General features: G+C 72.3%; 24 protein-coding genes. 15 read left to right on the forward strand and 9 right to left on the reverse strand.

Features of this window, described 5'->3' with window-relative positions:
• Nucleotides 1–596: 596 nt before the first annotated feature.
• Nucleotides 597–1019, reverse strand: coding sequence for a methylmalonyl-CoA epimerase (gene mce, locus AB852_RS08430; protein WP_073785026.1), 423 nt, complete (start codon nt 1017–1019; stop codon nt 597–599).
• A 146-nt stretch (nt 1020–1165) separates the two neighbouring features.
• Here mce and AB852_RS08435 point away from each other — a divergent pair, with 146 nt between their 5' ends.
• Together AB852_RS08435 and meaB are read left to right on the forward strand one after the other, a co-directional pair.
• Entirely contained in the window at nt 1166–2368 is a 1203-nt protein-coding gene (locus AB852_RS08435; RefSeq protein ID WP_073785028.1) for an acetyl-CoA C-acetyltransferase, read from the forward strand.
• Nucleotides 2369–2488: 120 nt separating this feature from the next.
• A complete protein-coding gene (gene meaB / locus AB852_RS08440; RefSeq protein ID WP_073785030.1) occupies nt 2489–3454 on the forward strand; it encodes a methylmalonyl Co-A mutase-associated GTPase MeaB in 966 nt (321 codons plus the stop codon).
• A 690-nt stretch (nt 3455–4144) separates the two neighbouring features.
• Here the strand turns inward: meaB and AB852_RS08445 are convergent.
• Nucleotides 4145–4867: a PepSY domain-containing protein gene (locus AB852_RS08445; protein WP_073785032.1), complete on the reverse strand. Its 723-nt coding sequence runs from the start codon at nt 4865–4867 to the stop codon at nt 4145–4147.
• A 120-nt stretch (nt 4868–4987) separates the two neighbouring features.
• Between AB852_RS08445 and AB852_RS08450 the strand changes: the two genes are divergently transcribed.
• Together AB852_RS08450 and AB852_RS08455 are read left to right on the forward strand one after the other, a co-directional pair.
• Nucleotides 4988–5653, forward strand: a complete 666-nt coding sequence (locus tag AB852_RS08450) for a response regulator transcription factor (protein WP_073785034.1) — start codon at nt 4988–4990, stop codon at nt 5651–5653.
• Complete coding sequence (locus AB852_RS08455; protein WP_073785036.1) at nt 5650–7155, forward strand: sensor histidine kinase; 1506 nt, start codon at nt 5650–5652, stop codon at nt 7153–7155. Before AB852_RS08450 ends, AB852_RS08455 begins: the two co-directional genes overlap by 4 nt.
• Before the next feature lie 63 nt (nt 7156–7218).
• Here the strand turns inward: AB852_RS08455 and AB852_RS08460 are convergent, their stop codons facing one another.
• The 4 genes from AB852_RS08460 to AB852_RS08475 form a co-directional block, all read right to left on the reverse strand.
• Entirely contained in the window at nt 7219–7695 is a 477-nt protein-coding gene (locus AB852_RS08460) for a MarR family winged helix-turn-helix transcriptional regulator (RefSeq protein WP_073785038.1), read from the reverse strand.
• Nucleotides 7696–7790: 95 nt separating this feature from the next.
• Nucleotides 7791–8570 carry an AIM24 family protein gene (locus tag AB852_RS08465; protein ID WP_178390964.1) on the reverse strand — a complete coding sequence of 260 codons (780 nt, stop codon included), beginning with the start codon at nt 8568–8570 and terminating at the stop codon, nt 7791–7793.
• A gap of 11 nt (nt 8571–8581) precedes the next feature.
• Complete coding sequence (locus AB852_RS08470) at nt 8582–9232, reverse strand: AIM24 family protein (RefSeq protein WP_073785040.1); 651 nt, start codon at nt 9230–9232, stop codon at nt 8582–8584.
• Complete coding sequence (locus AB852_RS08475) at nt 9232–9864, reverse strand: AIM24 family protein (RefSeq protein WP_073785042.1); 633 nt, start codon at nt 9862–9864, stop codon at nt 9232–9234. Before AB852_RS08475 ends, AB852_RS08470 begins: the two co-directional genes overlap by 1 nt.
• A 241-nt stretch (nt 9865–10105) precedes the next feature.
• Between AB852_RS08475 and AB852_RS08480 the strand changes: the two genes are divergently transcribed.
• Both AB852_RS08480 and AB852_RS08485 read left to right on the forward strand, forming a co-directional pair.
• Nucleotides 10106–10450 (forward strand): DUF3817 domain-containing protein, encoded by a 345-nt coding sequence (locus AB852_RS08480; protein ID WP_073785044.1) that lies wholly within the window; start codon nt 10106–10108, stop codon nt 10448–10450.
• The gene (locus AB852_RS08485; protein WP_073785046.1) at nt 10447–10743 is read left to right on the forward strand and encodes an MTH1187 family thiamine-binding protein; all 297 of its coding nucleotides are present in this window, start codon (nt 10447–10449) and stop codon (nt 10741–10743) included. Before AB852_RS08480 ends, AB852_RS08485 begins: the two co-directional genes overlap by 4 nt.
• A gap of 172 nt (nt 10744–10915) precedes the next feature.
• On the opposite strand, the gene AB852_RS08490 is transcribed toward AB852_RS08485, so the two are convergent.
• Nucleotides 10916–11905: an ArsR/SmtB family transcription factor gene (locus AB852_RS08490; RefSeq protein ID WP_073785048.1), complete on the reverse strand. Its 990-nt coding sequence runs from the start codon at nt 11903–11905 to the stop codon at nt 10916–10918.
• A 257-nt stretch (nt 11906–12162) separates the two neighbouring features.
• Here AB852_RS08490 and AB852_RS08495 point away from each other — a divergent pair, with 257 nt between their 5' ends.
• The 4 genes from AB852_RS08495 to icmA all read left to right on the forward strand — a co-directional run bounded on the left by AB852_RS08495 (nt 12163) and on the right by icmA (nt 16335).
• Nucleotides 12163–13632, forward strand: a complete 1470-nt coding sequence (locus AB852_RS08495) for an MFS transporter (protein ID WP_079184364.1) — start codon at nt 12163–12165, stop codon at nt 13630–13632.
• Between the two features lie 21 nt (nt 13633–13653).
• Complete coding sequence (locus AB852_RS08500; RefSeq protein WP_073785050.1) at nt 13654–14160, forward strand: MarR family winged helix-turn-helix transcriptional regulator; 507 nt, start codon at nt 13654–13656, stop codon at nt 14158–14160.
• Nucleotides 14161–14223: 63 nt separating this feature from the next.
• Entirely contained in the window at nt 14224–14550 is a 327-nt protein-coding gene (locus AB852_RS08505; protein ID WP_073785052.1) for a DUF3817 domain-containing protein, read from the forward strand.
• An 84-nt stretch (nt 14551–14634) separates the two neighbouring features.
• Nucleotides 14635–16335, forward strand: a complete 1701-nt coding sequence (icmA, locus tag AB852_RS08510) for a coenzyme B12-dependent isobutyryl-CoA mutase large subunit (protein ID WP_073785054.1) — start codon at nt 14635–14637, stop codon at nt 16333–16335.
• 803 nt (nt 16336–17138) lie between these two features.
• On the opposite strand, the gene AB852_RS08515 is transcribed toward icmA, so the two are convergent.
• A complete protein-coding gene (locus AB852_RS08515) occupies nt 17139–18347 on the reverse strand; it encodes a cytochrome P450 family protein (RefSeq protein WP_245876643.1) in 1209 nt (402 codons plus the stop codon).
• 164 nt (nt 18348–18511) lie between these two features.
• Between AB852_RS08515 and AB852_RS08520 the strand changes: the two genes are divergently transcribed.
• The 5 genes from AB852_RS08520 to AB852_RS38465 all read left to right on the forward strand — a co-directional run bounded on the left by AB852_RS08520 (nt 18512) and on the right by AB852_RS38465 (nt 24043).
• Nucleotides 18512–19006, forward strand: a complete 495-nt coding sequence (locus AB852_RS08520; RefSeq protein ID WP_073785058.1) for a MarR family winged helix-turn-helix transcriptional regulator — start codon at nt 18512–18514, stop codon at nt 19004–19006.
• Between the two features lie 321 nt (nt 19007–19327).
• Entirely contained in the window at nt 19328–20299 is a 972-nt protein-coding gene (locus tag AB852_RS08525) for a tetratricopeptide repeat protein (protein WP_073785060.1), read from the forward strand.
• A 727-nt stretch (nt 20300–21026) separates the two neighbouring features.
• Nucleotides 21027–21644, forward strand: a complete 618-nt coding sequence (locus tag AB852_RS08530; protein WP_073785062.1) for a DUF6230 family protein — start codon at nt 21027–21029, stop codon at nt 21642–21644.
• A 211-nt stretch (nt 21645–21855) separates the two neighbouring features.
• On the forward strand, nt 21856–22308 hold the full coding sequence (locus AB852_RS08535) for a DUF6114 domain-containing protein (protein ID WP_237542233.1): 453 nt from the start codon (nt 21856–21858) through the stop codon (nt 22306–22308).
• Entirely contained in the window at nt 22298–24043 is a 1746-nt protein-coding gene (locus tag AB852_RS38465; RefSeq protein WP_107499146.1) for a hypothetical protein, read from the forward strand. Before AB852_RS08535 ends, AB852_RS38465 begins: the two co-directional genes overlap by 11 nt.
• Before the next feature lie 89 nt (nt 24044–24132).
• Here the strand turns inward: AB852_RS38465 and pyk are convergent, their stop codons facing one another.
• The gene (pyk, locus tag AB852_RS08545) at nt 24133–25563 is read right to left on the reverse strand and encodes a pyruvate kinase (RefSeq protein WP_073785064.1); all 1431 of its coding nucleotides are present in this window, start codon (nt 25561–25563) and stop codon (nt 24133–24135) included.
• Between the last annotated feature and the right edge of the window lie 67 nt (nt 25564–25630).

A 25630-nucleotide genomic window follows, 5' to 3' on the forward strand; every position in this document is an offset into this window, starting at 1 on the left:
GGGTGGCGCCGCCCCGCGCGCCGGGCTGACACGTGCGAAGTCCCACCCGCCCGCCCCGCCCGTACCCCGCCCCCTCCGACCCCCGCCCGACCCCCCGGTCCGTCCGGTTCCCGCCCCCCGGCATTCCCCCACAAGAGATCCCCGAAAGTGTTCCACCCCGGCCCCACCCCGAGGTCTGTCCGGGTGGGCGTACTTGTCCCTGTGCGGGTACTCCGGGGGTGCGCAGTTCCCCGCGCCCCTGGATGCTGCCCCCTTGCGGTCGTTCGTCGGGTGCGGGTCCGCCCTCGTTTTTGCGCAGTTCCCCGCGCCCCTTTGGGGGCGCCTCAGCCACTTGCTGTTGCTTTTCGGCATCCTCCTCGTGCAGTCGCATGGCTGCGGGAGGGGGTGGGCGGGAATCTCTGCCCGCAGACTCCGATGCTCTTCAGTCGGGCAAGAGGGATGTCCGACCGAGCGCGTTGGAGCGAGGACGGAGAATCCCGACCGGCACCGACCCGAAGAACCGGCCGGACGCGCCCCAAAGGGGCGCGGGGAACTGCGCACCCCACGGACGACCTGTGCGGGAACGAAGTACGCCCAGCCGGACGGACCTCAGGGGCTCACTCGGCCGACGTGACCAGTTCGGTCAGAACCCCGTGGCAGTCCTTCGGATGAAGGAACGTGATCCGGGACCCCATCGACCCCCGACGAGGCTCGTCGTACAGCACCCGCACCCCCTTCCCGCGGATCTCCGCCGCGTCCCCGTCCACATCCGCGGTCCCGAACGCGATGTGATGCACCCCCTCGCCGTTCTTCGCGAGCCACTTGCCCACCGGCGAGTCCTCCCGGATCGGCTGGAGGAGCTGGAGGTACGACGCCCCGCCGTCCCCCGTGGTGTTGATCCTCAGCATGGCCTCGCGGACCCCCTGCTCCTCGTTGACCTCGGAGTGGTGGACCTCGAACCCGTACGTGGCACGGTAGAACTCGACGGTCCGGTCGAGGTCGAAGCAGGCGATCCCGATGTGGTCGATACGCGTCAGCATCCCCCCAGTGCAACCCCGGCCCCCCGGTTACGCAACGTGCGCGCGATCACACCGACCGGGCGATGACCCCGGGCGGCACCGCTCAGTACATTTGAGGTAAACCCTCGTTCACTCCTCAGCAGCTTGCTGAAAGGGGATCGCCCGTCATGACTGGAACGACCGGTACCACCTCAGTGATCGTCGCCGGTGCGCGGACGCCCATGGGACGGCTGCTCGGCTCCCTGAAGTCCTTCTCGGGCGCCGACCTGGGAGGTTTCGCCATCAAGGCCGCGCTGGACCGGGCCGGGATCGGCGGCGACCAGGTGCAGTACGTGATCATGGGCCAGGTGCTCCAGGCCGGGGCCGGCCAGATCCCCGCCCGGCAGGCGGCCGTCAACGCGGGCATCCCGATGAGCGTGCCCGCCCTCACCGTCAACAAGGTGTGTCTCTCCGGGCTCGACGCGATCGCGCTCGCGGACCAGCTGATCCGTGCGGGTGAGTTCGACGTGATCGTCGCGGGCGGCCAGGAGTCCATGACCAACGCCCCGCATCTGCTGTCCAAGTCGCGTGAGGGCTTCAAGTACGGCGCGATCGGGATGCTCGACTCGATGGCGCACGACGGACTGACCGACCCGTTCGAGGGCATCGCCATGGGCGAGTCCACCGAGAAGCACAACACCCGCCTCGGTATCGGCCGCGCCGAGCAGGACGTCATCGCCGCGCAGTCGCACCAGCGGGCCGCCGCCGCCCAGAAGAACGGGCTCTTCGCGGCCGAGATCACGCCCGTCGAGGTACCGCAGCGGCGCGGTGAGCCCGTGGTGGTCGGCGAGGACGAGGGCATCCGCGGCGACTCCACCCCTGAGTCGCTGGGCAAGCTGCGCCCGGCCTTCGCGAAGGACGGCACGATCACCGCCGGGTCCTCCTCGCCGATCTCCGACGGCGCCGCCGCCGTCGTCGTGATGAGCAAGGCCAGGGCGCTGGAGCTCGGCCTGGAGTGGATCGCCGAGATCGGCGCCCACGGCAATGTCGCCGGACCCGACAACTCCCTCCACTCCCAGCCGTCGAACGCCATCCTGGACGCCGTACGCAAGGAGGGCGTCGCCGTCGCGGACCTCGACCTCATCGAGATCAACGAGGCGTTCGCCGCCGTCGCGCACCAGTCGATGAAGGACCTGGGCGTGACGTCCGACAAGGTCAACGTCAACGGCGGCGCGATCGCCCTCGGTCACCCGATCGGGATGTCCGGCGCCCGGCTCGTCCTCCATCTCGCGCTGGAGCTGAAGCGGCGCGGCGGCGGGGTCGGCGCGGCGGCGCTGTGCGGTGGCGGCGGCCAGGGCGACGCCCTGATCGTCCGGGTGCCGAAGGACTGACACGGCGGCGCCGCGGCGCGTGGGTCCGGGTGCGGTGGCCGTACCTGTGACCCTGGCGTCGTACGCCTATGACCGCGGGTACGGCGTGTACCCGTCGTCCCACGAAGGGAACCGTGAAGCGTGAAGCAGGACGTCTCCTCGCTGGTGGCACAGGCGCGGGAAGGGCGGCCCCGGGCCGTCGCCCGGCTGATCTCGCTGGTCGAGGGGGCGTCACCCCAGCTGCGTGAGGTGATGGCCGCGCTGGCGCCGCTGACCGGCAACGCGTACGTCATCGGGCTCACCGGGCCGCCCGGGGTCGGCAAGTCCACCACCACCTCCGCGCTGGTCGGCGCGTACCGGCGGCAGGGCCGGCGGGTGGGGGTGCTCGCGGTCGACCCGTCCTCGCCGTTCTCCGGCGGGGCGCTGCTCGGGGACCGGGTCCGGATGTCGGACCACGCGTCCGACGCCGGGGTCTACATCCGGTCGATGGCGACCCGCGGGCATCTCGGGGGCCTCGCCTGGGCCGCGCCGCAGGCGATCCGGGTACTGGACGCCGCCGGGTGCGACGTGATCCTGGTGGAGACCGTCGGGGTCGGCCAGTCCGAGGTCGAGATCGCCGCGCAGGCCGACACCAGTGTGGTGCTGCTCGCGCCCGGGATGGGCGACGGTATCCAGGCCGCGAAGGCGGGCATCCTGGAGATCGGTGACGTGTACGTGGTGAACAAGGCCGACCGGGACGGGGCGGACGCGACGGCCCGGGAGCTGAACCACATGCTCGGGCTCGGGGAGGCCCGGCGGCCCGGGGACTGGCGTCCGCCGATCGTGCGGACCGTCGCGTCCCGGGGGGAGGGGATCGACGAGGTCGTCGCGGCCCTGGAGAAGCACAAGGGGTGGATGGACGAGCGGGGGGTGCTGGTCGACCGGCGGCGGGAGCGGGCCGCGAAGGAGATCGAGGTGATCGCGGTCACGGCGCTGCGGGAGCGGCTCGCGGATGTGCACGGGGGGCAGCGGGTGCGGGTTCTCTCGCTCGCGGAGCGGGTCCTGGCGGGCGAGCTCGATGCCTACGCGGCGGCGGACGAGGTGACGCGGGCGCTGGCCTCCGGGTGAGGGCCCTGTCCGGCGGGACGCAATTGTCCCTGTGGGGGTCGTTCTGGGTCTGTCCGGCTGGGCGTACTTCGTTCCTGTGCCGTCGTTCGTGGGGTGCGCAGTTCCCCGCGGGTCGCCTTTGCTTGCGCTTCCCAGGTCTGTCCGGCGGGACGCGCTTGTCCCTGTGCCGTCGTTCGTCGTTTTCGCGCAGTTCCCCGCGCCCCTTTGGGGCGCGTTCTGCTTGTTCTTCGGGTCGGGGCCGGTCGGGATTCTCCGTCCTCGCTCCAACGCGCTCGGTCGGACGCTCCCCTTGCCCGACTGAAGAGCATCGGAGTCTGCGGGCAGAGATTCCCGCCCACCCCCTTACGTAGTCCGGCGACTGCGCGAGGAAGGGGGTTTGAACCCCGGCCCCGGTTGCTGACAGCCCGCAGACTGACGACAGCCCCAGGTGGGCGCCCCCAAAGGGGCGCGGGGAACTGCGCAAAAGACGAGGGCGGACCCGCACCCGGCGAACGACCTCAAGGGGCAGCATCCAGGGGCGCGGGGAACTGCGCACCCCCGTCCGACCCGCACAGGGACGAGTACGCCCAGCTCGGCGAACCTCAGAGGCGGGCGCGAAGGGTCCCCGGCAAAAGGGGACCCCCCGGGTTCCGGGTGGGCCGGGGGAAGGCCACGGGGAAGCCGGGGGGAGTGTGTGTGCCGGGGGGCGGGTCAGTCGTCGGAGTCGTCGGAGTCCGAGTCGTCGTCGGTGTCGGCCGCGGCGGGAGCCACCTTCGCCGAGGTGAGGGACACCGTCCAGTCCGCCGCCTTGCCGGAGGCCCGCGTCTCCGCGTCCCACGCACCGGAACCGTCGTCGTCGAGGTCCAGCGACGTCACGGTCCCGTACGCCGCGGCGGCCCGCACCGCGTCCTGCGCGTTGACCTGCGCACCCTTCAGCGCCGCCAGGTCCCGCTTCACGTCGTCGCGGTCGTCGTCGTCCTTCTCGGCGTACGAGCCGAGCACCTTGCCGTTGCCCGGGTCCACGGTCACGTTGTGGACGTTGCGGTCGGCGCCGATGATCTCGACGTCCCAGGCCACCTTGGAGTCGTCCTCGTCCAGGTCGACCGACACGACGGTCCCGGACCGCTCCTTCAGCGCCGTGGCGATCGCCTCCGCGGCGGTGACCTTCACCCCGGTCGGGGCGGCGGCGCGGTCGTCGGCATCGTCCTTGCCGTCGGCACGGTCATCGGCACGGTCGTCCCGGTCGTCGCGCTCGTTCTTGTCGTCGTCCCGGTCGTCGGCGTCGTCGCGGTCGTCGCCCTTCAGTTCCACGCTCGACTTGTGGACGCCACGGTCGCCGTCGCCGTCGCCGCCCACCACGGCGAACGCGGTGGCCGTGCCCCCGCCGACGAGCAGAGCCGCGGCGGCCGTCGCGATCACGATCTTGCGCTTCATGGTTTCTCTCCCTGGTCCGGAGCCGGTGGTGACTGTGGACACCAATCTGGGGGAACCTTGCTGAAGCGACGCTGAAGCAGCCTGAAGGCATCTTCAGGTTCCGTTTGGGACGCTGGTCCCATGCGCCTTTTGATCGTGGAGGACGAGAAGCGGCTGGCCCTGTCCCTGGCCAGGGGACTCACCGCCGAGGGATACGCCGTGGACGTCGTGCACGACGGTCTGGAGGGCCTGCACCGCGCGAGCGAGGGCGACTACGACCTCGTCGTCCTCGACATCATGCTGCCGGGGATGAACGGCTACCGGGTCTGTGCCGCGCTGCGCGCCGCCGGGCACGACGTACCGATCCTGATGCTGACCGCGAAGGACGGCGAGTACGACGAGGCCGAGGGCCTGGACACCGGCGCCGACGACTACCTCACCAAGCCGTTCTCGTACGTCGTGCTGGTCGCCCGGGTGAAGGCGCTGCTGCGCCGGCGCGGGCGGGTCGGCGGCTCCCCGGTGCATGTCCTCGGTGATCTCACGGTGGACACCGCGGCCCACCGTGTGCTGCGCGGCGAGGAGGAAGTGCCGCTCACCGCGAAGGAGTTCGCGGTCCTCGAACAACTGCTGCTGCGCTCCGGCGAGGTCGTCTCCAAGAGCGAGATCCTCGAACACGTATGGGACTTCGCGTACGACGGCGACCCGAACATCGTCGAGGTGTACGTGAGCGCGCTGCGGCGCAAGCTGGGGGCGTCGCGTATCCGGACCGTGCGCGGCGCCGGGTACCGGCTGGAGGGCGGCCGATGAGGCGGCTCTTCGGATCGGTCCGCGCGCAGGCGACCCTGGGGGCCACCCTGGTCGTCGCGGTGGCGCTGGTCGCCGCCGGTACGGCGGTGCTCCTCGCGCTGCGCATCAGCCTCACCGAGCAGGCCGGCACCCAGGCCGAGTCCACCGCGAACCGGGTCGCGTCCCGGCTCGCCTCCGGCGTCGCGTACGGCGGGCTGGACCTGCCCGAGGGCGAGGACAGCCCCGTCCAGGTGCTCGACGCCCAGGGCCGGGTCGTGGCCGCCAGCGAGGGCCTGGAACGGATCAGCGGGACCGCGTCCGACGAGGTGCGCCCGAAGCCGGGACCCTCCGCCTCACCCACCGGGGACGGCGACGGGGACGGTGACTCCGGTGACGGCAACGGCCCGGACGGCAACGATCAGCCGGACGGCAACGATCAGGACGACGACGCGGACGACGCCGACGACGAGAACGCGCGGGACCCCGGTGACATCTCCGAGGACGTCGCGTACTCCGACGGCTCGGCGACCGTGAACGGCGACTCCACCGAGTACCGCTTCGCCCGGGTCGGCGTCGACGCGCCCGGCAAGGGTGAGCTGCGGGTGTACGCGGGCGCCCCGCTGTCCGCCGAGCGCAGCGCCGTCGGTACGACCACCACCGCGATGCTCATCGGTTTCCCGCTGCTGCTCGGGGTGGTGTCCGGGGTGACCTGGCTGGTGACCCGGCGGGCCATGCGGCCCGTCGAGGGCATCCGGCGGGAGATGGCCGCGATCACCGCGTCCGAGGACCTGCGGCGCAGGGTGCCCGTACCGGGTACGCACGACGAGGTGGCGCGGCTCGCCCGCACCACCAATGTCACCCTGGCCGCGCTGGAGGAGTCCGTGGAGCGGCAGCGGCGGTTCGTCGCGGATGCCTCGCACGAGCTGCGCAGCCCGATCGCCTCGCTGCGCACCCAGCTGGAAGTGGGCGCCGCGCATCCCGAGTTGCTGGATCTGGAGGGCGCGGTCGCGGACACCGTACGGCTTCAGCAGCTCGCGGCCGATCTGCTGCTGCTGGCCCGGCTGGACGCGGGGGAGCGGCCGGGGGACGCCCGGCTGGACCTGGCCGCGCTGGTCCGGGAGGAGCTGTCGCAGCGGGTGGGGGACCGGGTGCCGGTCGGCCAGGAGCTGGCGCACGCGGAAGTGGCCGGTTCCCGTGGGCAGTTGGCGCGGGTTCTGGGCAATCTCGTGGACAACGCGCAGCGGCACGCCGAGGGCGCGGTGTCGGTGTCGGTGCGGGTGCGCGACGGCGAGGCGGTGCTGGCCGTCGGGGACGACGGGAGCGGGGTGCCGGCCGGGGAGCGGGACCGGATCTTCGAGCGGTTCGTCCGGCTGGACGACGCGCGTAGCCGTGACGACGGCGGGGCCGGGCTGGGGCTGGCGATCGCGCGGGACGTGGCACGCAGGCACGGGGGGACGCTGACCGTCCGGGACTGTCCGGCGGGCGGCGCGCTCTTCGAGCTGAGTCTGCCGCTGGCCGTCTGACGCCGCGCGGAGCCGCGCGGGGGAAGGCCGCGGGTACCCGGGGCGCACGGCCCCGGGTGGGGGTCAGGCGCGGCCGCGTTGTGCGCGGAGGTGTTCGGCGATCGGGGCGAGCGACTTGTGGAGCTGCTCCAGATCGCCCGGCGGGACCAGGTCGATGAAGTGCCGCCGTACGGAGGCGACATGGTGTGGTGCCACCTTCCGCATGGTCACCAGTCCGTGCTCCGTGAGCACGGCGAACAGTCCCCGGCGGTCGGACTCGCAGTTCTCCCGCCGTACCAGCTCCGCGTTCTCCATCCGCGTGATCTGGTGGGACAGCCTGCTCTTGGACTGGAGTGTCGACGCGGCGAGATCACTCATCCGCATCCGGTGGTCGTCGGACTCCGAGAGATTGACGAGGATCTCGTAGTCGTTGATCGTCAGGCCGAACGGCTGGAGATCCCTCTCCAGTTGGTGCTGAAGCAGCCGGTTGACCTCCAGATGGGTGCGCCATGCGCTCTGCTCGGCGTCGGTCAGCCAGGGCGTAGCCGTCTCGGTCTCCATGAATCCTATTCTACCCTAAGAGGTTGAATCTTTAACGAGAGCTGGTGCGCTCCACAGCGCGCACGCGTTCGATGTCACACTCCGCAGACTACCGCTCACAGCCCGAAGCGGCGCTGGAGGTCACCGAGCTGTCCGGGAAGGCGCGGTACCCCCTGCCCCTGGCCGCCGTGACCTCCCGGCACCCCCGCCTGATGGGGGACCGTGCCGGTCGCCTGCTCCGCCATCAGCCGCTCGCTCGACTGCAACAGCACCGTACCCGCACCGACGAACTCGAACTGGTGCTCCTCCCCGGACACCCCGCCGACGCCCGTCAGCGCACGTAGACCGCCCATGACCCCCGTCATATAGGCGTGGTCGTAGTGATGGCACGGCGACGGGCAGTCCGCCCAGCCCACCAGGGCCTGCGGATCGACCCGCATCGGCGGCTCCATGAAGACCACCGGGCCGTTCGACGCGGCGACGAACTTTCCCGTGCCGATCAGGGTCAGGAACCCCGGGACGATCGACTGCTTGAGCGCGAGACTTGGCTGAAAAGCGAGCAGATTGCCGGAGCGGATCGTCAGATTGCCGTCCTCCAGGTCGAAGGAGTTCACATCGAAGGCGCGGTCGGCGAGCAGGAACTTCCCCGAGCCCGACGCCACCACCCAGTCGCTCGCGTGCAGCGGCGAGTGGAACGACGTGCGCACCAGCCGGTCGAGGCGCCCATGGCCGATGCCGTTGAACTCCATCGCCCCGTAGTAGGCGATCATCTTGCCCTTCTGGAGGAACCACTCGTTGCCCTTGAGTTCCACACAGAAGGTGTAACTGTTGACGTTGTCGTCCGACGGCAGCGTCACCGGATCGTGCACGACCGGTCCGGGCGGCGGCCCGTACATGTTCAGGGTGGTCACAGCTTCTCCTCCGACGCCTGGACGTACACCACGCCGTGCCCGCTCAGTTCCAGCTGGAACCCCTCGCCCGAGCCCCGGCCCACCATGTCCCGCCAGCCCAGCGCGGTCGACAGCTTGTTGCGCACCTCACCGTGGTGCGCCACGTACGCCTGCGGGTCGACATGCACCGGGCGCTGCGGCGAGATCGGCAGTTCGATCACCCCGCCGTGCGCCATCACCGCCACCGCGCCGTGCCCCTTCAAGGTCGTGGTGAACAGCCCCTGCCCGGAGACCTGGCCGCGCACCATGCCCATCACCCCGCCCTGGGCGCCCAGGAACATCGTGCCCTGCTGGAGCGTCCCCTCGAACGCGAGCAGCCGGTCCGCCTCCACGTACAGGGTGTCGCCGGTCAGGGTGATCAGCTGGATGTGATGGCCGCCGTGCCCGAACAGCACCGTGCCGCTGCCCTCGACCGTCATCAGCGGGGCCGCCTCACCCGCGACCCGGCGGCCGATCATCGAGGACAGCCCGCCCTGCCCGCCCGCGGAATTGGGGGTGAACGACACCTCGCCCCGGTACCCGAGCATCGCGCCCCGCTGGCTGAACAGCCGCTGCCCGGGGGTGACGGTGGCCTCGATCATCTTGGCGTTGACCTCACGGAACGGCATCAGACGTCCCCTCCGACCGTGTTGCGCTCGCTGGGCTGCACGTACACCAGACCGTCGCCCTCGAAGCGGATCTGGAACGCCTCCCCGCCGCCCTCACCGATCAGGGTGCGGAACGTCACACCGGACTGGAAGCTCTGCCGGAGGTTCCCCTGGTGCGCGATGTACGCCCCCGGGTCCACCGACAGCGGGTACCGGGCCGACACCCGCAGCACGATCGCCGGACCGTCCGAGGTGAGCGCCGCCTGGCCATGGCCCTCGACCGTGGTCGTGAACAGCCCGCCGCCCTGGGAGGCGCCGCGCAGCCCGGTGAACGTCGTCCCGGTGCGCAGCCCCGCATCCGTGGCCAGCAGATTGCTCGCCTCCACGTACAGGGTGTCGCCCTGGAGGTTCACCAGATTGATCTCGCTCGCCCGGTCGGCGAACCAGCAGGTGCCCTGCCCCCTCACCTCCATCACGGTCAGCTGCTCACCGGTGAGGCGCCGCGTCACCATCCCGCGGACACCCTCGCCGCCGCCGCTCATCTTCTTGAAGCTCATCTGGCCGTCGTAGGCGACCATCGAGCCGTTCTTCGCCCTGACGCAGTCGCCGGACATGTCGACGGCGAGCACTTTGCTCCCTTGGAGCCGGAACATAGCCACCCCGCGACGGTAGCCCGCCCAGGAGCATTCCGGACAGGGCCCGCCCCCCGGACGACCGTGCCCGTGACGCCCGTGTCGCCGGGATGTGACGCGTTCGTCAGAATCCGGCCGCCCCCCGGGCGGGGGACGTGCCGGACGCGATGCCACAATGAGCTGCGCTTGTGCGTTCATTCACAAAGCGTGTGGAGCCGCAGCCCAGCACGCCCCGCCCCGAAGCCCGAAGGTGAACTTCCCCGTGGACATCAAGACCGCATCCGCACTCCGACGCCTGCGCCTGGTCTCGGCGCCCGAGGCCGTCTCGTTCCTGTTGCTGCTCGTCTGCTCCGTGCTGAAGCGGACCACCGACTTCAACGCGGTGCCCGCGATGGGCATGATCCACGGTGTCCTGTTCGTGGTGTACGCCCTCTTCTGGGCCGACGCCTGGAACCGCACCAAGTGGTCGTTCGGTACCGCGGCCCTCTACTTCGTGCTCTCCGTCCTGCCGTTCGGCGGGTTCGTCGCCGAACGCCGTCTCAAGCGTGAGGCGGAGGACGAGGTCATCGCCTCGCGCGCCCGCCGCGAAGGGGTCGTGAAGGCATGATCGTCGCCTTCTCCGTCACTCCGCTCGGTGTCGGCGAGGACGTCGGGGAGTACGTCGCCGACGCCGTCCGGGTGGTCCGCGAGTCCGGGCTCCCGCACCGCACCGACGCGATGTTCACCTCGGTCGAAGGCGAGTGGGACGAGGTGATGGACGTCGTGAAGCGCGCCGTCGCCGCCGTCGAGGCCCGCGCGCCACGGGTCTCCCTGGTCCTCAAGGCCGATCTGCGCCCCGGTGTGACCGACGGCCTCACCAGCAAGGTCGAGACCGTCGAACGCCACCTCGCCAACGGCTGACGGATGCCGCACACGGCCGCCCCCGACCGGGGGCGGCCGTAGTCGTGTCCGGGGGTCCGTACGGGTTCCCGGCGCCGGACGGCCCCCGTCCGCCCGCCGGCCCCCGCCCCGCGCCCGGGGCCCCCGGCTCCGCGCACTGCCGTAGTCACCTCGGGCCGCACCGGGCCGACGCTCACTCCCCGGCCGTGAGCAGGGCCATCCCCAGCGGGCTGCGCTCGTACAGCACCTGGTGCCCGTACCGGCGGGAGGTCAGCAGGCCCGTGTCGCGCAGCGCGGTCAGATGCGCCGACACCGACGACGGGGCGAGGTCCAGCCGCAGGGCCAGCGCGGTCGTGCTCGCGGGCTCGTCCAGCGCGGTCAGGACCGCCGCCCGGCCCCGGCCCAGCAGCCGCACCAGCGCCCCGCGCACCGCGTCCGGCGCGGGCCCCCCGGCCCACAGCCCGGCGAGGCCGCGCACCGGATAGACGAGCGTCGGCTGCCACGGCGGGTCGTAACCGCTGATCACATCGGGCCACGAGAACACGCTCGGCATCAGCACCAGACCCCGCCCGTCCAGCCGCCGTACGTGCTCGCTGTGGTACTCCAGGGTGAGCGTGCGGTCGGACCAGCTCAGCCGCCGGTCCAGCTCGCCCAGCAGCGCGCCGAGACCGATGTCCGCGAGCCGGCGCGAGTGGTACGCCACATCCGCCTCCAGCAGCGCCCGCAGCCGGGGCCAGTCCGGCTCCACCAGCGTGTGCCACGCCTGTTCCAGCAGATCCGCCAGCCGCTGGACCGCGCGGGCCGGGTCCGCGAGCAGCTCCCGCGCCAGCGGGGTGCGGGCGGCGCCCGGGGTATGGCCCAGCGCGACGGCCATCTCCGCGCGGGCCATCGCCGGATCGGCGGTGCGGACGGCCGCGATCTCCTCGGCGAAGGTGGCCGCCGGACCCAGCGGGGGCGGCCCCAGCCAGTCGGGGCTGTGCCCCCGCTGCGGCATCAGCAGCCAGACGGGGGAGAGGTCGAGCGGCGGCTCGGCGGCCTTGATGCGCCGCAGCCACCGGGGGTGGTAGCCGTGCCGGTCGGGGCGCTTCAGCGTACGGACCGCCTCCTGGGTCTCCCAGAGCGGCGAGATCGCGAACCGCGAGGCCAGGTAGGCGTCCTCGGTGAAGTGCAGATGCAGGGGCACGGGCCTCGGGCCTCCCGGGCTGACGGCCCCGGGGCGGCGGACGGCTCCGGGGCACGGACGGGTCATGTGGGCGGTTGCGCGGACGGGTCATGCGGGCGGATCGCGGGGACGGGTCGTGCGGGCGGGTCGTGCGGGCGGGTCACGCGGACCGGTCACGCGGGACATCAGGGGCGGAACGGCAGGGCGGGGCGGGCGGGACATTCGGCTGGGGCCGAAAGACTACGTCCGGTGCGCCGCCCGGCCCCAGGGTGCCGCGTATGTCTGAAAAGCCGCTGCCCGAGCAGCCGCCCCGGCCCGGGGCCGCCACCGACGCCCCTCCGTCGGCCGTTCCCCCGTCGGCCGTACCGCCCACGAGGCCCGGCACACCGGCGCCCCCAGGACCCGATCCAGGTCCAGGTCCGGACCCGGGCGCGGGCGCGGGCGACGGGGACGGGGACGGGGGGTCCGTGGGGTACCGGGAGGTGTTCCGGGTCCGGGAGTTCCGGTGGGTGTTCATGGCCCATCTGTTCTCGCTGCTCGGGGTGGTGGTCAGCGAGATCGCGCTGACCGTGCTCGTGTACCGGCTCACCGGCTCCCCGTTCCTCAGCGCCCTCGCGTTCGCCCTGGGGATGCTGCCGTACGTCATCGGGGGCACCCTGCTCGCCGGGATCGCCGACCGCTACCCGGCCCGCCGGGTCCTCGTCTCCTGCGATCTGGTGTGCGCCGGATGCGCCGCGCTGATGGCCCTGCCCGCGACGCCTGTCGTCGCGCTCCTCGCGCTGCGCTGCGCCATCGCCATGGTCGCGCCCGTCTTCAGCGGCACCCGGATGGCGACGCTCGTGGACATCCTCGGCGAGGGCGAGCTGTTCGTCCTCGGCCGTTCGCTGCTGCGGATCGTGTCGCAGAGCGCCGTCCTCGCCGGGTTCGGGATCGGCGGGGTGCTGCTCACCGTCGTGTCCCCCCGGGGCGCGCTCGTGATCACCCTGGGCACCTTCCTGCTGTCGGCCCTGCTGCTGCGGGCCGGTACGAAGCGCCGTCCCGCGCGCAGCGGCGAGGGCGGTTCGCTGGCCCGCTACTCGCTCGGCGGGGTCCGTACCGTCCTCGCCGACCGCCGGATGCGCGCGCTGCTGCTGTTCCTGTGGGTGCCGCCGATGTTCGTGGTCGTCCCGGAGGCGCTGGCCGCCGCGTACGCGGACCAGCTCGGGCTGAGCACCGTCTGGGTCGGGCTGCTGATGTGCGCGATGCCGGTCGGCACGGTCCTGGCGGAGCTGTACGTGGGCTCCGCGCTCTCCCCGGCGGCCCGGGCGCGGATCGCCCTCCCGCTGGGCGCGTTCCTGCTGCTGCCGCTGGTCGGCTACGCGTGGGTCCCCGAGCCCGGCTGGGCGGTGGCGCTGATGCTGCTGTCGGGCGCCGGGTTCGCGTACACGCTCGGCGCCGACCGGTGGTTCGTCGACTCGGTGCCGGCGGAGCTGCGCGGGCGGGCGATGACCGTGCACACCGCCGGGCTCATGACCATCCAGGGTGTCGGAATGGCGCTCGCCGGGGCCGCCGCCGAGGTGTTCGCGGTCAGTACGGTCGTCGCGGGCGCCGGGGTGCTCGGCACGACGGTGTGCGTGCTGCTCGCCCTGGAGGTCCGCCGGGTCCTGCGGGGTCCCGGCCAAGGCCCGCCGGGGCTCCGCCGGGAGCCGGTCGCGGCCACGGCCGGGCCGCCCGGACCGAAGGGCGAGACAGGACTGACCGCCATATGACCGGCCGGTAGGGTCGGCGGCGTGCCGAAGCCGCTCAGCCTTGCCTTCGATCCCATCGCCCGCGCCGACGAACACTGGAAGCAACGATGGGGCAGCGTCCCGTCGATGGCCGCGATCACCTCGATCATGCGCGCCCAGCAGATCCTGCTGGCCGAGGTCGACGCGGTCGTCAGGCCGTACGGGCTGACCTTCGCCCGGTACGAGGCGCTGGTGCTGCTCACCTTCTCCAAGGCGGGCGAGCTGCCGATGTCCAAGATCGGCGAGCGGCTGATGGTCCACCCGACCTCCGTGACCAACACCGTCGACCGGCTGGTGCGCTCCGGACTGGTCGAGAAGCGGCCCAACCCCAACGACGGCCGGGGCACCCTCGCCTCCATCACCGGCAAGGGCCGTGAGGTGGTCGAGACGGCCACCCGGGAGCTGATGGCGATGGACTTCGGGCTCGGCGCGTACGACGCGGAGGAGTGCGCGGAGATCTTCGCGATGCTGCGCCCGCTGCGGGTGGCGGCGGAGGACTTCGAGGAGTGATCCGCCGTCCGGCGGGGACGACCCGCCGGAGGATCGGGCCATTCGGGTCGATACCCTCGGGCCATGAAACAAACGGTGCTGACCCGCTACCGGGTGATGGCGTACATCACCGCCATCTGGCTGCTCGTGTTCACCGCGGCCATCATCGCGAAGTACGGCTTCGAGACCGGCGACACCATGGTGATCTCGCAGATCCACGGCGTCCTGTTCATCGTGTACGTGGTCTTCGCCTTCGATCTCGGGTCCAAGGCGAAGTGGCCCTTCGGCAAGCTGCTGTGGGTGCTCGCCGCGGGCTGCATCCCGGTCGCGTCCTTCTTCGTGGAGCCGAAGATCAGCCGCGAGGTCCAGCCGCTGGTCACGGACCGTCCGCAGGAGCCCGCCAAGGCGTGATCCGCCCTTCCGCCGGAAGCCCGTCCATGGGCTCCGGCGGTTTGCCATCGACATTTACTAGGACGTCCTAGTAAATTCGAAGGTATGGACGCTGACGCGATCGAAGAGGGCCGCCGTCGCTGGCAGGCCCGGTACGACGCCGCACACAAGCGTGACGCGGACTTCACCACGCTCTCCGGCGACCCCGTCGAGCCCGTCTACGGCCCCCGGCCGGGAGACGTCTACGACGGTTTCGAGCGGATCGGGTGGCCCGGTGAGTACCCCTTCACCCGCGGGCTGCATCCGACCGGGTACCGGGGGCGCACCTGGACGATCCGCCAGTTCGCGGGCTTCGGCAACGCCGAGCAGACCAACGAGCGCTACAAGATGATCCTCGCGGCGGGCGGCGGCGGTCTCTCCGTCGCCTTCGACATGCCCACGCTCATGGGCCGCGACTCCGACGACGAACGCTCGCTCGGCGAGGTCGGGCACTGCGGGGTCGCCATCGACTCCGCCGCCGACATGGAGGTCCTCTTCAAGGACATCCCCCTCGGTGACGTCACCACCTCGATGACGATCAGCGGGCCCGCCGTTCCCGCGTTCTGCATGTACCTGGTCGCCGCGGAACGCCAGGGCGTCGACCCCGCCGTCCTGAACGGCACGCTCCAGACCGACATCTTCAAGGAGTACATCGCGCAGAAGGAGTGGCTCTTCCCGCCCGAGCCCCATCTGCGGCTGATCGGTGACCTCATGGAGCACTGCGCGGCCCGCATCCCCGCGTACAAGCCGCTGTCGGTCTCCGGCTACCACATCCGCGAGGCCGGTTCCACGGCCGCGCAGGAGCTCGCGTACACCCTCGCGGACGGCTTCGGCTACGTCGAGCTGGGGCTCTCCCGCGGTCTCGACGTCGAGGACTTCGCGCCCGGACTCTCCTTCTTCTTCGACGCCCATCTCGACTTCTTCGAGGAGATCGCCAAGTTCCGGGCCGCCCGCCGGATCTGGGCCCGCTGGATGCGCGACGTGTACGGGGCGAAGTCCCCGAAGTCCCAGTGGCTGCGGTTCCACACCCAGACCGCCGGGGTGTCGCTCACCGCCCAGCAGCCGTACAACAACGTCGTGCGCACCGCGGTCGAGGCCCTGTCCGCGATCCTCGGCGGCACCAACTCGCTGCACACCAACGCCCTCGACGAGACCCTCGCGCTGCCCTCCGAGCGGGCCGCGGAGATCGCGCTGCGCACCCAGCAGGTGCTGATGGAGGAGACCGGCGTCGCCAATGTCGCCGACCCGCTCGGCGGCTCCTGGTACGTCGAGCAGCTCACCGACCGGATCGAGGCCGAGGCGGAGGCGATCTTCGAACAGATCAAGGAACGGGGGCTGCGCGCCCATCCCGACGGACGGCACCCGATCGGGCCCATCACCTCGGGCATCCTGCGCGGTATCGAGGACGGCTGGTTCACCGGCGAGATCGCGGAGTCCGCGTTCCGGTACCAGCGGTCGCTGGAGAAGGACGAGAAGCGGGTCGTCGGGGTCAATGTCCACCACGGGTCCGTCACCGGGGATCTGGAGATCCTCCGGGTCAGCCATGAGGTGGAGCGGGAGCAGGTGCGGGAGCTGGCGGGCCGTCGGTCCCGGCGGGACGGGGCGCGGGTGCGGGTCGCGCTCGACGCGATGGTCGGCGCGGGGCGGTCGGGGGCCAACATGATCGAGCCGATGCTGGAGGCGGTGCGGGCCGAGGCCACGATGGGGGAGATCTGTGACGCGCTCCGTGCGGAGTGGGGCGTCTACACGGAGCCCGCGGGCTTCTGACCCCCGTCGGTACCCGGCCGTCTGCGGGTCGCTTTCGCTCGCGCCCCTGGGTCGCCTGTGCTGGACGTACTCCGTTCCTGAGCCGTCGCTCGTGGGGTGCGCGGTTCCCCGCGCCCCTGGATGCTGCCCCCTTGCGGTCGCTCTTCGGGCGCGGGCCGGTCCTCGTCCTGCGCAGTTCCCCGCGCCCCTGGTCCGTGCCTCTGGCCGTACGCCGTCGGGTGCGGGCCGTTCGTGGGTGCGCAGTTCCCCGCGCCCCTGAGGTCGCGCCCCTTCCGGTTCCTGTTCGGCTGCGGATGGCTCTGGGTTGCTCGCGCAGTTCCCCGCGCCCCTGGATGCTGCCCCTTCGGGCTTGTTCGTCGGGTGCGGGTCCGCCCTCGTCTTTTGCGCAGTTCCCCGCGCCCCTTTGGGGCGTGTTCTGGGCGAACGGACACCGTGAGTGGCGCGACCTCAGGGGCGCGGGGAACTGCGCGAAGCCTGCCCGCGGCCGGGTGGGAACGGGGGAACGCACCATCCAGGCGCCACCCACCCGCAGGGGAAGGGCTGCGGGGGCACAGGAAAAGGGGCGCGGGGAACTGCGCACCCCCGTCCGGGCTGTGCGGGCGTGAGGCGGTGACGGGTCGGGACCTGGGGCCCCGGTCCGGCCCGTACCGGCGTGGGCGGTGACGGGTCGGGACCTGGGGCGGCCCCGTCCGGCCCGTACCGGCGTGGGCGGGCCGCCGGTGGGGGGCTGGGGCACTCCGTGGGCCCGCGCGGCAAGGGGGCCGGCGGGGACCCGGGGGCGCGAGAACCCCGGGGGAGACCCGTCAGGTGAAGGTGACGGGGAGGGCGGTGACGCGGCTGCCGAGGAGGCCGCCGATCCGGCCCTGGCGGAGGTCCCCGAACGGCACCGCGAGCCGCGCCCCGGGAAAATCCTCCCGCAGCACCCGCACCACCGCCCGCAGCTCCAACTGCGCCAGCTGCGCGCCGATACAGAAGTGCGGCCCCGCCCCGAACGTCAGATCCGCCCCGCCCCGCGAGGACCCCGCGTTGATCCCCTGGATGTCCACCAGCACCGGCGCCCGCGCGGGAAGCACCGTACCGGCCAGCTCGACCGGCCCCGTCGTGAACCGCCACAGGGTGAGCGGCGCGGGCGGATGCTGTCCCAGCGTCTCCCGGACCAGTTCCTCCACCGGTGTCCCGGGACCGGACGCGCCGCCGTCCGGCGCCCCGGCGCCCGCGAGGGCTCGTGCGACGACCATCCCCAGCGCCGCGTCCGTGGTGAGCTGACCCGCGAAGACCAGCGCGAACAGGTGGTACCCGACCTCGTCCCGGGGCGCGTCCGAGGGCAGCCGGTCCCGTAGCGCCGCCGCGAGACCCGGCTCGTCCCCGTCCAGCCCGGCCGAGGCGATCCGGGCGAGGTCGGCCATGGCCCCGCCCTGCTCCCGCGCGTCGTAGCTGAGCATCCGCCGGCACGCGTCGGCGGCCCCGTCGACATGGTGGAGGGGGATACCGAGCAGGTCCAGCAGCACGGTCAGCGGATAGCGGGTCGTGAAGTCGGCCATCAGATCGACCGTCGGCCCCCGGGCGGCCTGCTCACCGAGCAGGCTCCGTGCGACGGCGTGCACCCGGTCCGACCGCTCCCGAATCCGCCGCGCGCTGAACAGCGGCGCGTGCGCGCGGCGCAGCGCCGCGTGGGCGGGGCCGTCGAGCGTGGTGAGGGACGGCTGCTCGGCGGCGGTCGGTTCGAGTCCGGCGGCGTACCGGTCCCAGTCGGCGGGCGCGTACGCGGGGTCCTTGGCGATCAGGGGATGGGCCAGCACCTCACGGGCCAGGGCCTCCTCGGTCACGATCCACACCTGCCCCCCGGCAGGGGCGTCCACCTGGACGAGCGGCCCCGCCGCCCGCAGCGCCGCGTGCACCGGGTCGGGTTCGTCGAGGCCGCGGACGGTCGCCGCGAACAGGTCGGCACCGGGGGCGTGCGGGGCGTTCAGCACCAGGACTCCAAGGGGGTCGGGGGTCGGGACGGAGCGCACGGGGTGGTCGGTCCCGCGCGCTCCGCCTCCGGACCATATACCTTTACGGTGAAGTAGCTCCATGGTGGAGTGATTCTATGCGCGAAGTAAAGTGCTCCCCGGCAGGCTGTCGACGCGTGCCGTCCGGGCGCACCGCCAGGGACGGCGCAGGACCGGAGGGCGAAGTGGACGGAACGGGGCCCGGCGAGGTCGCCGCCCGGCGCGAACGGCTGGCCGAGGAGCTCAGGTCGTACGGGGCGGCCTTCACGGAACTGGGCCGCCGCTTCGCCGCGGACCTGGGCGTGCACTCCACCGACGCCTTCGCCCTGCTGGAGATCAGCACCGCCGAGGCGGCCGGTGAGCCCCTGTCCCCGGCGCTGCTGGGACGGCGGGTCGCGCTGTCCTCGGGGGCCATGACCGCGCTGCTCAACCGGCTGGAGGAGGCCGGGTACGTGACCCGTACCCGGGAGCGGGCCGACAGGCGGGTCGTCACCCTGCGCAGCAGCGCCCGCGTCAAGGAGCTGGCCACCGCGTTCTTCGCCGCCGCCAACGCCCGCCAGGACGCCGTGCTGGCAAGCCGCCCGCCGGAACTGCTCCAGGAGTTCGAGGCCGTGCTGACGGAGCTGCGCGACGCCCTGGACCCCGGCCCCGGACGGCCGGACGGCCCGTCCGGCCGCTGACCCTCCGGCCGCCGCCCGAGCCGTGGACCGGCCGGGCCGGGCCCCGCCGACCGCCGATCCCTGGCCCCGCCGACTGCCCGCACCAAGCGCCGCCAACCGCTCGGGCCGAGTGCCGCCGACGGTCCACGCCGAACGCCGCCGACCACCCGCGCCGAGCTTCGCCGAGCGCCGGATGTCAAAGCTCCGGCGGCCCCTCACCCCCGCCCGGCGGGACCGGACGGCGGCCTTCCGGCGGGCGGCGCCGGGGCGCCCGGACCCCCGTACCCCGCGTACCGGCGCACCGCTTTTCGCCGTGCTCCGCCGAGGGGGGAGGATGTACCCATGCAGCCACGGAACATGTCCATGAGCGGGGTCGTCGACCTCGCCGCGGTGAAGGCCGCCCAGGAAGCCAAGGCGAAGGCCGAGCAGACCCGCGCCGAAGCGGCCCGGCAGGGCGGTGGCGGGGCCGTCTCCCCGTCCAGCCTCGTGATCGACGCCGATGAGGCCGGGTTCGAGAACGATGTCCTCCAGCGCTCCGCCGAGGTACCCGTCGTCATCGACTTCTGGGCCGAGTGGTGCGAGCCGTGCAAGCAGCTCAGCCCGCTGCTCGAACGCCTCGCCGTCGAGTACAACGGCCGGTTCGTCCTCGCGAAGATCGACGTCGACGCCAATCAGATGCTGATGCAGCAGTTCGGTGTCCAGGGCATCCCGGCGGTCTTCGCCGTGGTCGCCGGACAGGCGCTGCCGCTGTTCCAGGGCGCCGCCCCGGAGGAGCAGATCCGGCAGACGCTCGACCAGCTGATCCAGGTCGCGGAGGAGCGCTTCGGTCTGACGGGCCTGACCGTCGACGCCGACGCGCAAGGGGCGCCCGAGCCGCAGGCCGCCGCCCCGGTGGGGCCGTACGACGCGCTCCTCGAAGCCGCGTCGCTCGCGCTGGACTCCGGTGACCTGGGCGGCGCGGTCCAGGCGTACCGCAATGTCCTCACCGACGACCCGCAGCACCCCGAGGCCAAACTCGGTCTCGCGCAGGCCGAGTTGCTCCAGCGGGTGGAGGGGGCCGACCCGCAGCAGGTCCGCCGCGACGCCGCCGACCGTCCGGGCGACGCCGGGGCGCAGATCGCCGCGGCCGACCTCGATCTGGTCGGCGGGCATGTCGAGGACGCCTTCGGGCGGCTCGTCGACGCCGTGCGCCGCACCGCGGGGGACGACCGGGAGGCCGTACGCGTCCGGCTGATCCAGCTCTTCGATGTCATCGGGGCCGACGACCCGCGGGTGGGCGCCGCGCGCAAGGCGCTGGCGCGCGCCCTGTTCTGATCCCGTGCGCCCGGCCCGGGCCGGACCGCCCGGCGCGCGGTCCGTCCGCCGGGCGCGTTCCCGTCCGTCCGCCCGGCGAACTCCCGTTCGCCGGGCGGGACATGCGCGGTCGGCCGCCACCCGCCGTATTCGCGTGAAGGTCTTGTGAAACTTGAGGGGGCGGCGTGCGCCGCCCCCTCGTTCTTTACCTACTCTTGGTCGAACCGGCTACTGTTACTGCAAGTAAGTCATGGTCGGCGGTCCGTCACGATTCATCCCCGATGACCGGATGTGCCGACTTGTGTCCGCTCACTCGTTGTGTCCGTGTGGTGTCTGTCGGTCGCGGGGTGGTGGCCGGTTCGTTACCGGCGAGTAGCGAAGCCCCTTGTGCCAGCGGCCGTAATACACCACGATCGGCCACGCTCGGTCCATTCCCTCTCCACCCGGCAGCCAGTCCGGGCCCTTGGGACCCTGGGTCCCCACCGGGCGGCCGGTGACAAGGGCACCGGTCCGGGACAGGGGGGTCTTCGCCGACCGGCGGAGCCTGTCCGCATGTCGCGTCCGACCCGTCGGACGCGACCGGTGGCTGTCGCTCGGGGGTGAACGCCGGTGATTCGGGCGCGTGCGCGTCACCGAGGGCGGGCGCTCTTCCCGCCGGCGACGCCGCACTTCTCCCATCCCTGCCCGGCCGGGCCGCCGAACGCGGCCGACCAGGGCCGGAGATGTACGTCCGAGAAGGAGGAAAGTCATGGAGTCCGTGGCTCGTGGCGGTACCAGATGGACACGGTTCGCCGTGGTCATGGTGCCGAGCGTCGCGGCGACCGCCGCGATAGGTGTCGCACTCTCGCAGGGTGCGCTGGCGGCATCGTTCAGTGTGTCGGGCCAGCAGTTCAAGGTGACGGCCGACCGGCTCGACGGACAGGGGTTCGTGAACTACGGCGCGATGGACGTCAGTGGTTCGGGGAAGCATCCCGTCACGGTGATCGGGCTGGAGGACGCGACGATCACCGATCTGTGCCAGTCGGTGGTGATCCCGGTGCCGATCTTCGGCGATGTGTCGATGAAGCTCACCGCGGGCCGCCCCGGTGACCCGAAGGTCAAGGCGAACAAGCTGTACATCGACGCCGACGACCTCCAGGCCAACGCGACCTTCACCGAGATCGACATCGGGGTCTCGATCGACGAGACGTCGAAGGGCCCCGGCCCCTCGGCGGGGGACGACTACGTCCCCGACTCCTTTGCCCAGCAGGCCGATTCGGTGGTCTTCACCGATGTGAAGCAGCGTGCCTGGGCGACCTCGGCCGGTACGTTCCAGCTGTCCGGCCTCGCGATGAAGGTCCAGAGGGGCAAGAACGAGTGCTACTGAGCACACCGCCGTGATCCGGGGTCCGGCCCGAGGTGTCCCGGACCGCTCGTACGGTTCCCCCGAGGGGGCCGTGCCGGGCACCCGCGACCGGGCCCGGGACACGGCCGGACGCGGCGGCGGTCCCGGGCGCCACGACCACGCCCGGCCGCCCCCGCTCCCGTACGCACCGCCGAACCGAGAAGCAGACGCGACACCCGAGGAGCTGTACGACATGAGTGCCCAAGCGCACGGAGGGTTGAGCGACAGGCTGGCCGACCGGGCGGTCGTCTGGCGGCGGTCCTTCCGGCACTGGCGCGGTACCCGCCCGTTCTGGGCCGGGGTGCTGACCCTGCTGGGCGGTTTCCCCATCATGTACTTCCCGTACGCGAACCTCACGCTCGGCACGATGACGATCCGGATGGCGACCACCGCCGGTGCCGGATCGCTGATCATCGGCGTGCTGCTGGTCGTGCTCGGACTGACGATGTGGTTCCAGAAGCACTCGCGGATCTTCGCGGGGGTGGCCGCCATCCTGCTCGCCCTGGTCTCGCTGGTCGTCTCCAACTTCGGCGGCCTGGTGGCGGGTTACGCGCTCGCCCTGGTCGGCGGCGCGCTGGCCATCGCCTGGGCCCCCGGCGCCCCGGTCCCCGCCGCCGGGACGGACGGGAGGCAGCGTGTCGACTGAGGAGGAGACCGCCGCGTCCGGCACGCCCCGGCCCCGCGGCCGGAACGCGCCCCGGCACGCCGCTCCCCGCAAACCGCTGCTGACCCGGCTGCACATGCCCGCCGGGAAGGCGATAGCCATCGCCGCGATGCCGACCGCCGTCCTGATGGGCATGGGGCTGACCCCCACGCTCGCCCAGGCCAGGCCCGTGGTGCCGGACAACCCGTTCCAGGACGGCCCGTGCGTCACCGCGCCGGACACCGTCCCGCCCGGGAAGTCCGCCACGGAGGCCGAGGAGAAGCCCGGCGCGGAGGCCGGTGGGAAGTCCGGTGGGAAGTCCGGCACGGAATCCGGCGAGCCGTCCGGCGCGGCCGCCACGCCGACCCCGGACCCGGCCACCGCCCCGGCCACCGACGCCCCGGCCACCGACGCCCCGGCCGCCCGGAGCCCGGACGCGCGTGACGGTGACGGCTCGCGGGCCGGGAAACCGGCGAGCGGGAGACCGGAGGCCGGGAAGCCGACGGGCGGGACGACGGAAGCCCGGGGCCCGGACGCCGTACGCACCCCGGGCCGCCCGGAACCCGCACCGGCGCCCTCGCCCACCGGCGACCGGGACCGGGACGCCGACGAGGACCGGGACTCGGACCGCGACCGCGACCGTGGCTCAGGACCCGGCCCCGGACCCGCGCCGACCTCCTCCGCGCCGACCCCCTCCGCCCGGGCCCGGGAGCCCGTCACCCGGACCTCGCCGACCCCCGCCCCCGCCCGTACCCGGCTGCCGTCGCATCCGCTGGACCGGCTGAATCCGCTGGACCCGCTCGGCGTCGGCCGGGCCGTCGAGGACCTTCTCTCACCGCTGCGGCCCCGCGTGCCCGCCATCACCGGGTCGGCCACCCCCACGCCGACCCGGACCCCCGGCGGTCACGGCACCGGGACACCGGAGCGCGAGCGGGACGACGACGGCGACGGCGGTGACGAGGGCGAGCAGCCCGACGCCGACGACGAGGAGTCCGGTACCCCGGGCACCGGCGATCCCGCGACGCCCACCGGACCGGCCGGGTCCGCCGGGACCACCGCGCCGGACGCGCCGGACGGACCTGCGCAGCCGGACGAGCCCACCGGCGCCGCCACGCCCACCCCCGCCACCCCGTCCGGCACTTCCGGCGCGACGCCCACGCCCACCCCCACCGGTACCCCAGGAGCCACGCCCACCCCCGGGCCCACGAAGTCCCCGTCGGCCGCCGATCCGATGGCGCCGGACGCGGACGGCAAGGTGCCCTTCCCCTGTGTCGTCGAGCGGAAGGTCGCGGGGGACGCCGAGCGTCCACCGGCCATGATCCCCAACCAGCCCTGGCATCTGGAAGCCAGTTCGCTGCTGCTCAAGGGCCTGGACTACCAGGGCGTGGTGAATCTGACGATGCCGAACGGCCGTACCAAGCAGGCCCTGAAGTTCGTCTCCGCCGACGGTGTCGACATCGGGGACCTGCATCAGATCGTGGACGCCCCGGGCGGCCGGAAGTACCACGTGCAGGCGGGCCGGGGCACGATCTCCACGATCAGGGGCGGGACGGTCACGATGTACACGGAACGGCTCGAAGGCAATCTCTTCGGGCTGATCCCGGTGGTGTTCGACCCGGAGCACCCGCCGCCGCTGAACATCCCGGTCGCCTACTTCACCCAGGTCCGGATCGTCCAGGCCGGGCAGTTCGGCGGGGACCTGACGATCCCGCAGCTCCATCAGTCGGTCACCGGCTGACCCGGCTGCCCGGCCGGCCGGGCACGGGAAGCGCCGAGGGCGCCCCCCTTCGTACGGGGGGCGCCCTCGGCGTTTGTGGCGGGCGGTGCTCAGTCGCGCTCGCCGTTGCCCAGGTGGTGGACCCGGACCATGTTGGTGGTGCCGGGGACCCCGGGAGGCGAACCGGCGGTGATCACGACGCTGTCGCCGTCGTGGAACCGCTTGAGCTTCACGACCTCGCCGTCGACCAGGCCGACCATCTCGTCGGTGGTGCCCACGTGCGGCACGATGTACGCGTCGACGCCCCAGCTCAGGGTGAGCTGGTTGCGGGTGTTCTCGTCGGTGGTGAAGGCCAGGATCGGCTGGGCCGCGCGGTAGCGCGACAGCCGCCGGGCGGTGTCACCGGACTGGGTGAAGGCGATCAGGCCCTTGGCGCCGAGGAAGTCCGCGATCTCACAGGCGGCACGTGCCACCGAACCGCCCTGGGTGCGGGGCTTCTTGCCCGGCACCAGCGGCTGGAGGCCCTTGGAGATCAGCTCCTCCTCCGCGGCGATGACGATCTTCGACATCGTCTTCACGGTCTCGATCGGATAGGCGCCGACCGAGGACTCCGCGGAGAGCATGACCGCGTCCGCGCCGTCCAGGATCGCGTTGGCGACGTCCGAGGCCTCCGCGCGGGTGGGGCGGGAGTTGGTGATCATCGACTCCATCATCTGGGTCGCCACGATCACCGGCTTGGCGTTGCGGCGGCACAGCTCGATGAGCCGCTTCTGCACCATCGGGACCTTTTCGAGCGGGTACTCGACGGCGAGGTCACCACGGGCGACCATCACTCCGTCGAACGCCGCGACGACGTCCTCCATGTTGGCGACCGCCTGCGGCTTCTCCACCTTGGCGATGACCGGGACGCGGCGCCCCTCCTCGTCCATGATCTTGTGGACGTCGTTCACGTCGCCCGCGTCGCGGACGAAGGACAGGGCGACCAGGTCGCAGCCCATCCGCAGGGCGAACCGCAGGTCGTCGATGTCCTTCTCGGACAGCGCCGGGACGTTCACCGCCGCGCCGGGCAGGTTGATGCCCTTGTGGTCGGAGATGACACCGCCCTCGATGACGATGGTCAGCACCCGCGGACCCTCGATACCGGTGACCCGCAGCTCGACGTTGCCGTCGTTGATCAGGATCGCGTCGCCGATACGGCAGTCGCCGGGCAGACCCTTGTACGTGGTGCCGCAGATGGTCTTGTCGCCGGGGACGTCCTCGGTGGTGATGGTGAACTCGTCACCGCGCACCAGCTCGACGGGGCCCTCGGCGAAGGTCTCCAGCCGGATCTTGGGGCCCTGGAGGTCGGCGAGCACGCCGATGGCCTTCCCGGTCACCTCGGACGCCTGCCGGACGCGCTCGTACCGCGCCTTGTGCTCGTCGTGGCTTCCGTGGCTCATGTTGAAACGGGCCACGTTCATCCCGGCCTCGATGAGCGTCTTCAGTTGCTCGAACGAGTCGACGGCGGGGCCCAGCGTACAGACGATCTTGGAACGGCGCATGACGCTAATCCTATCGGTTTGTTTCACTGCGGAATATTCCGCCTGGCGGAAGATACAAATGGGCGGA

The sequence above is a fragment of the Streptomyces uncialis genome, from assembly GCF_001905345.1.
In the GTDB taxonomy this organism is placed as follows: Bacteria; Actinomycetota; Actinomycetes; order Streptomycetales; family Streptomycetaceae; genus Streptomyces; species Streptomyces uncialis.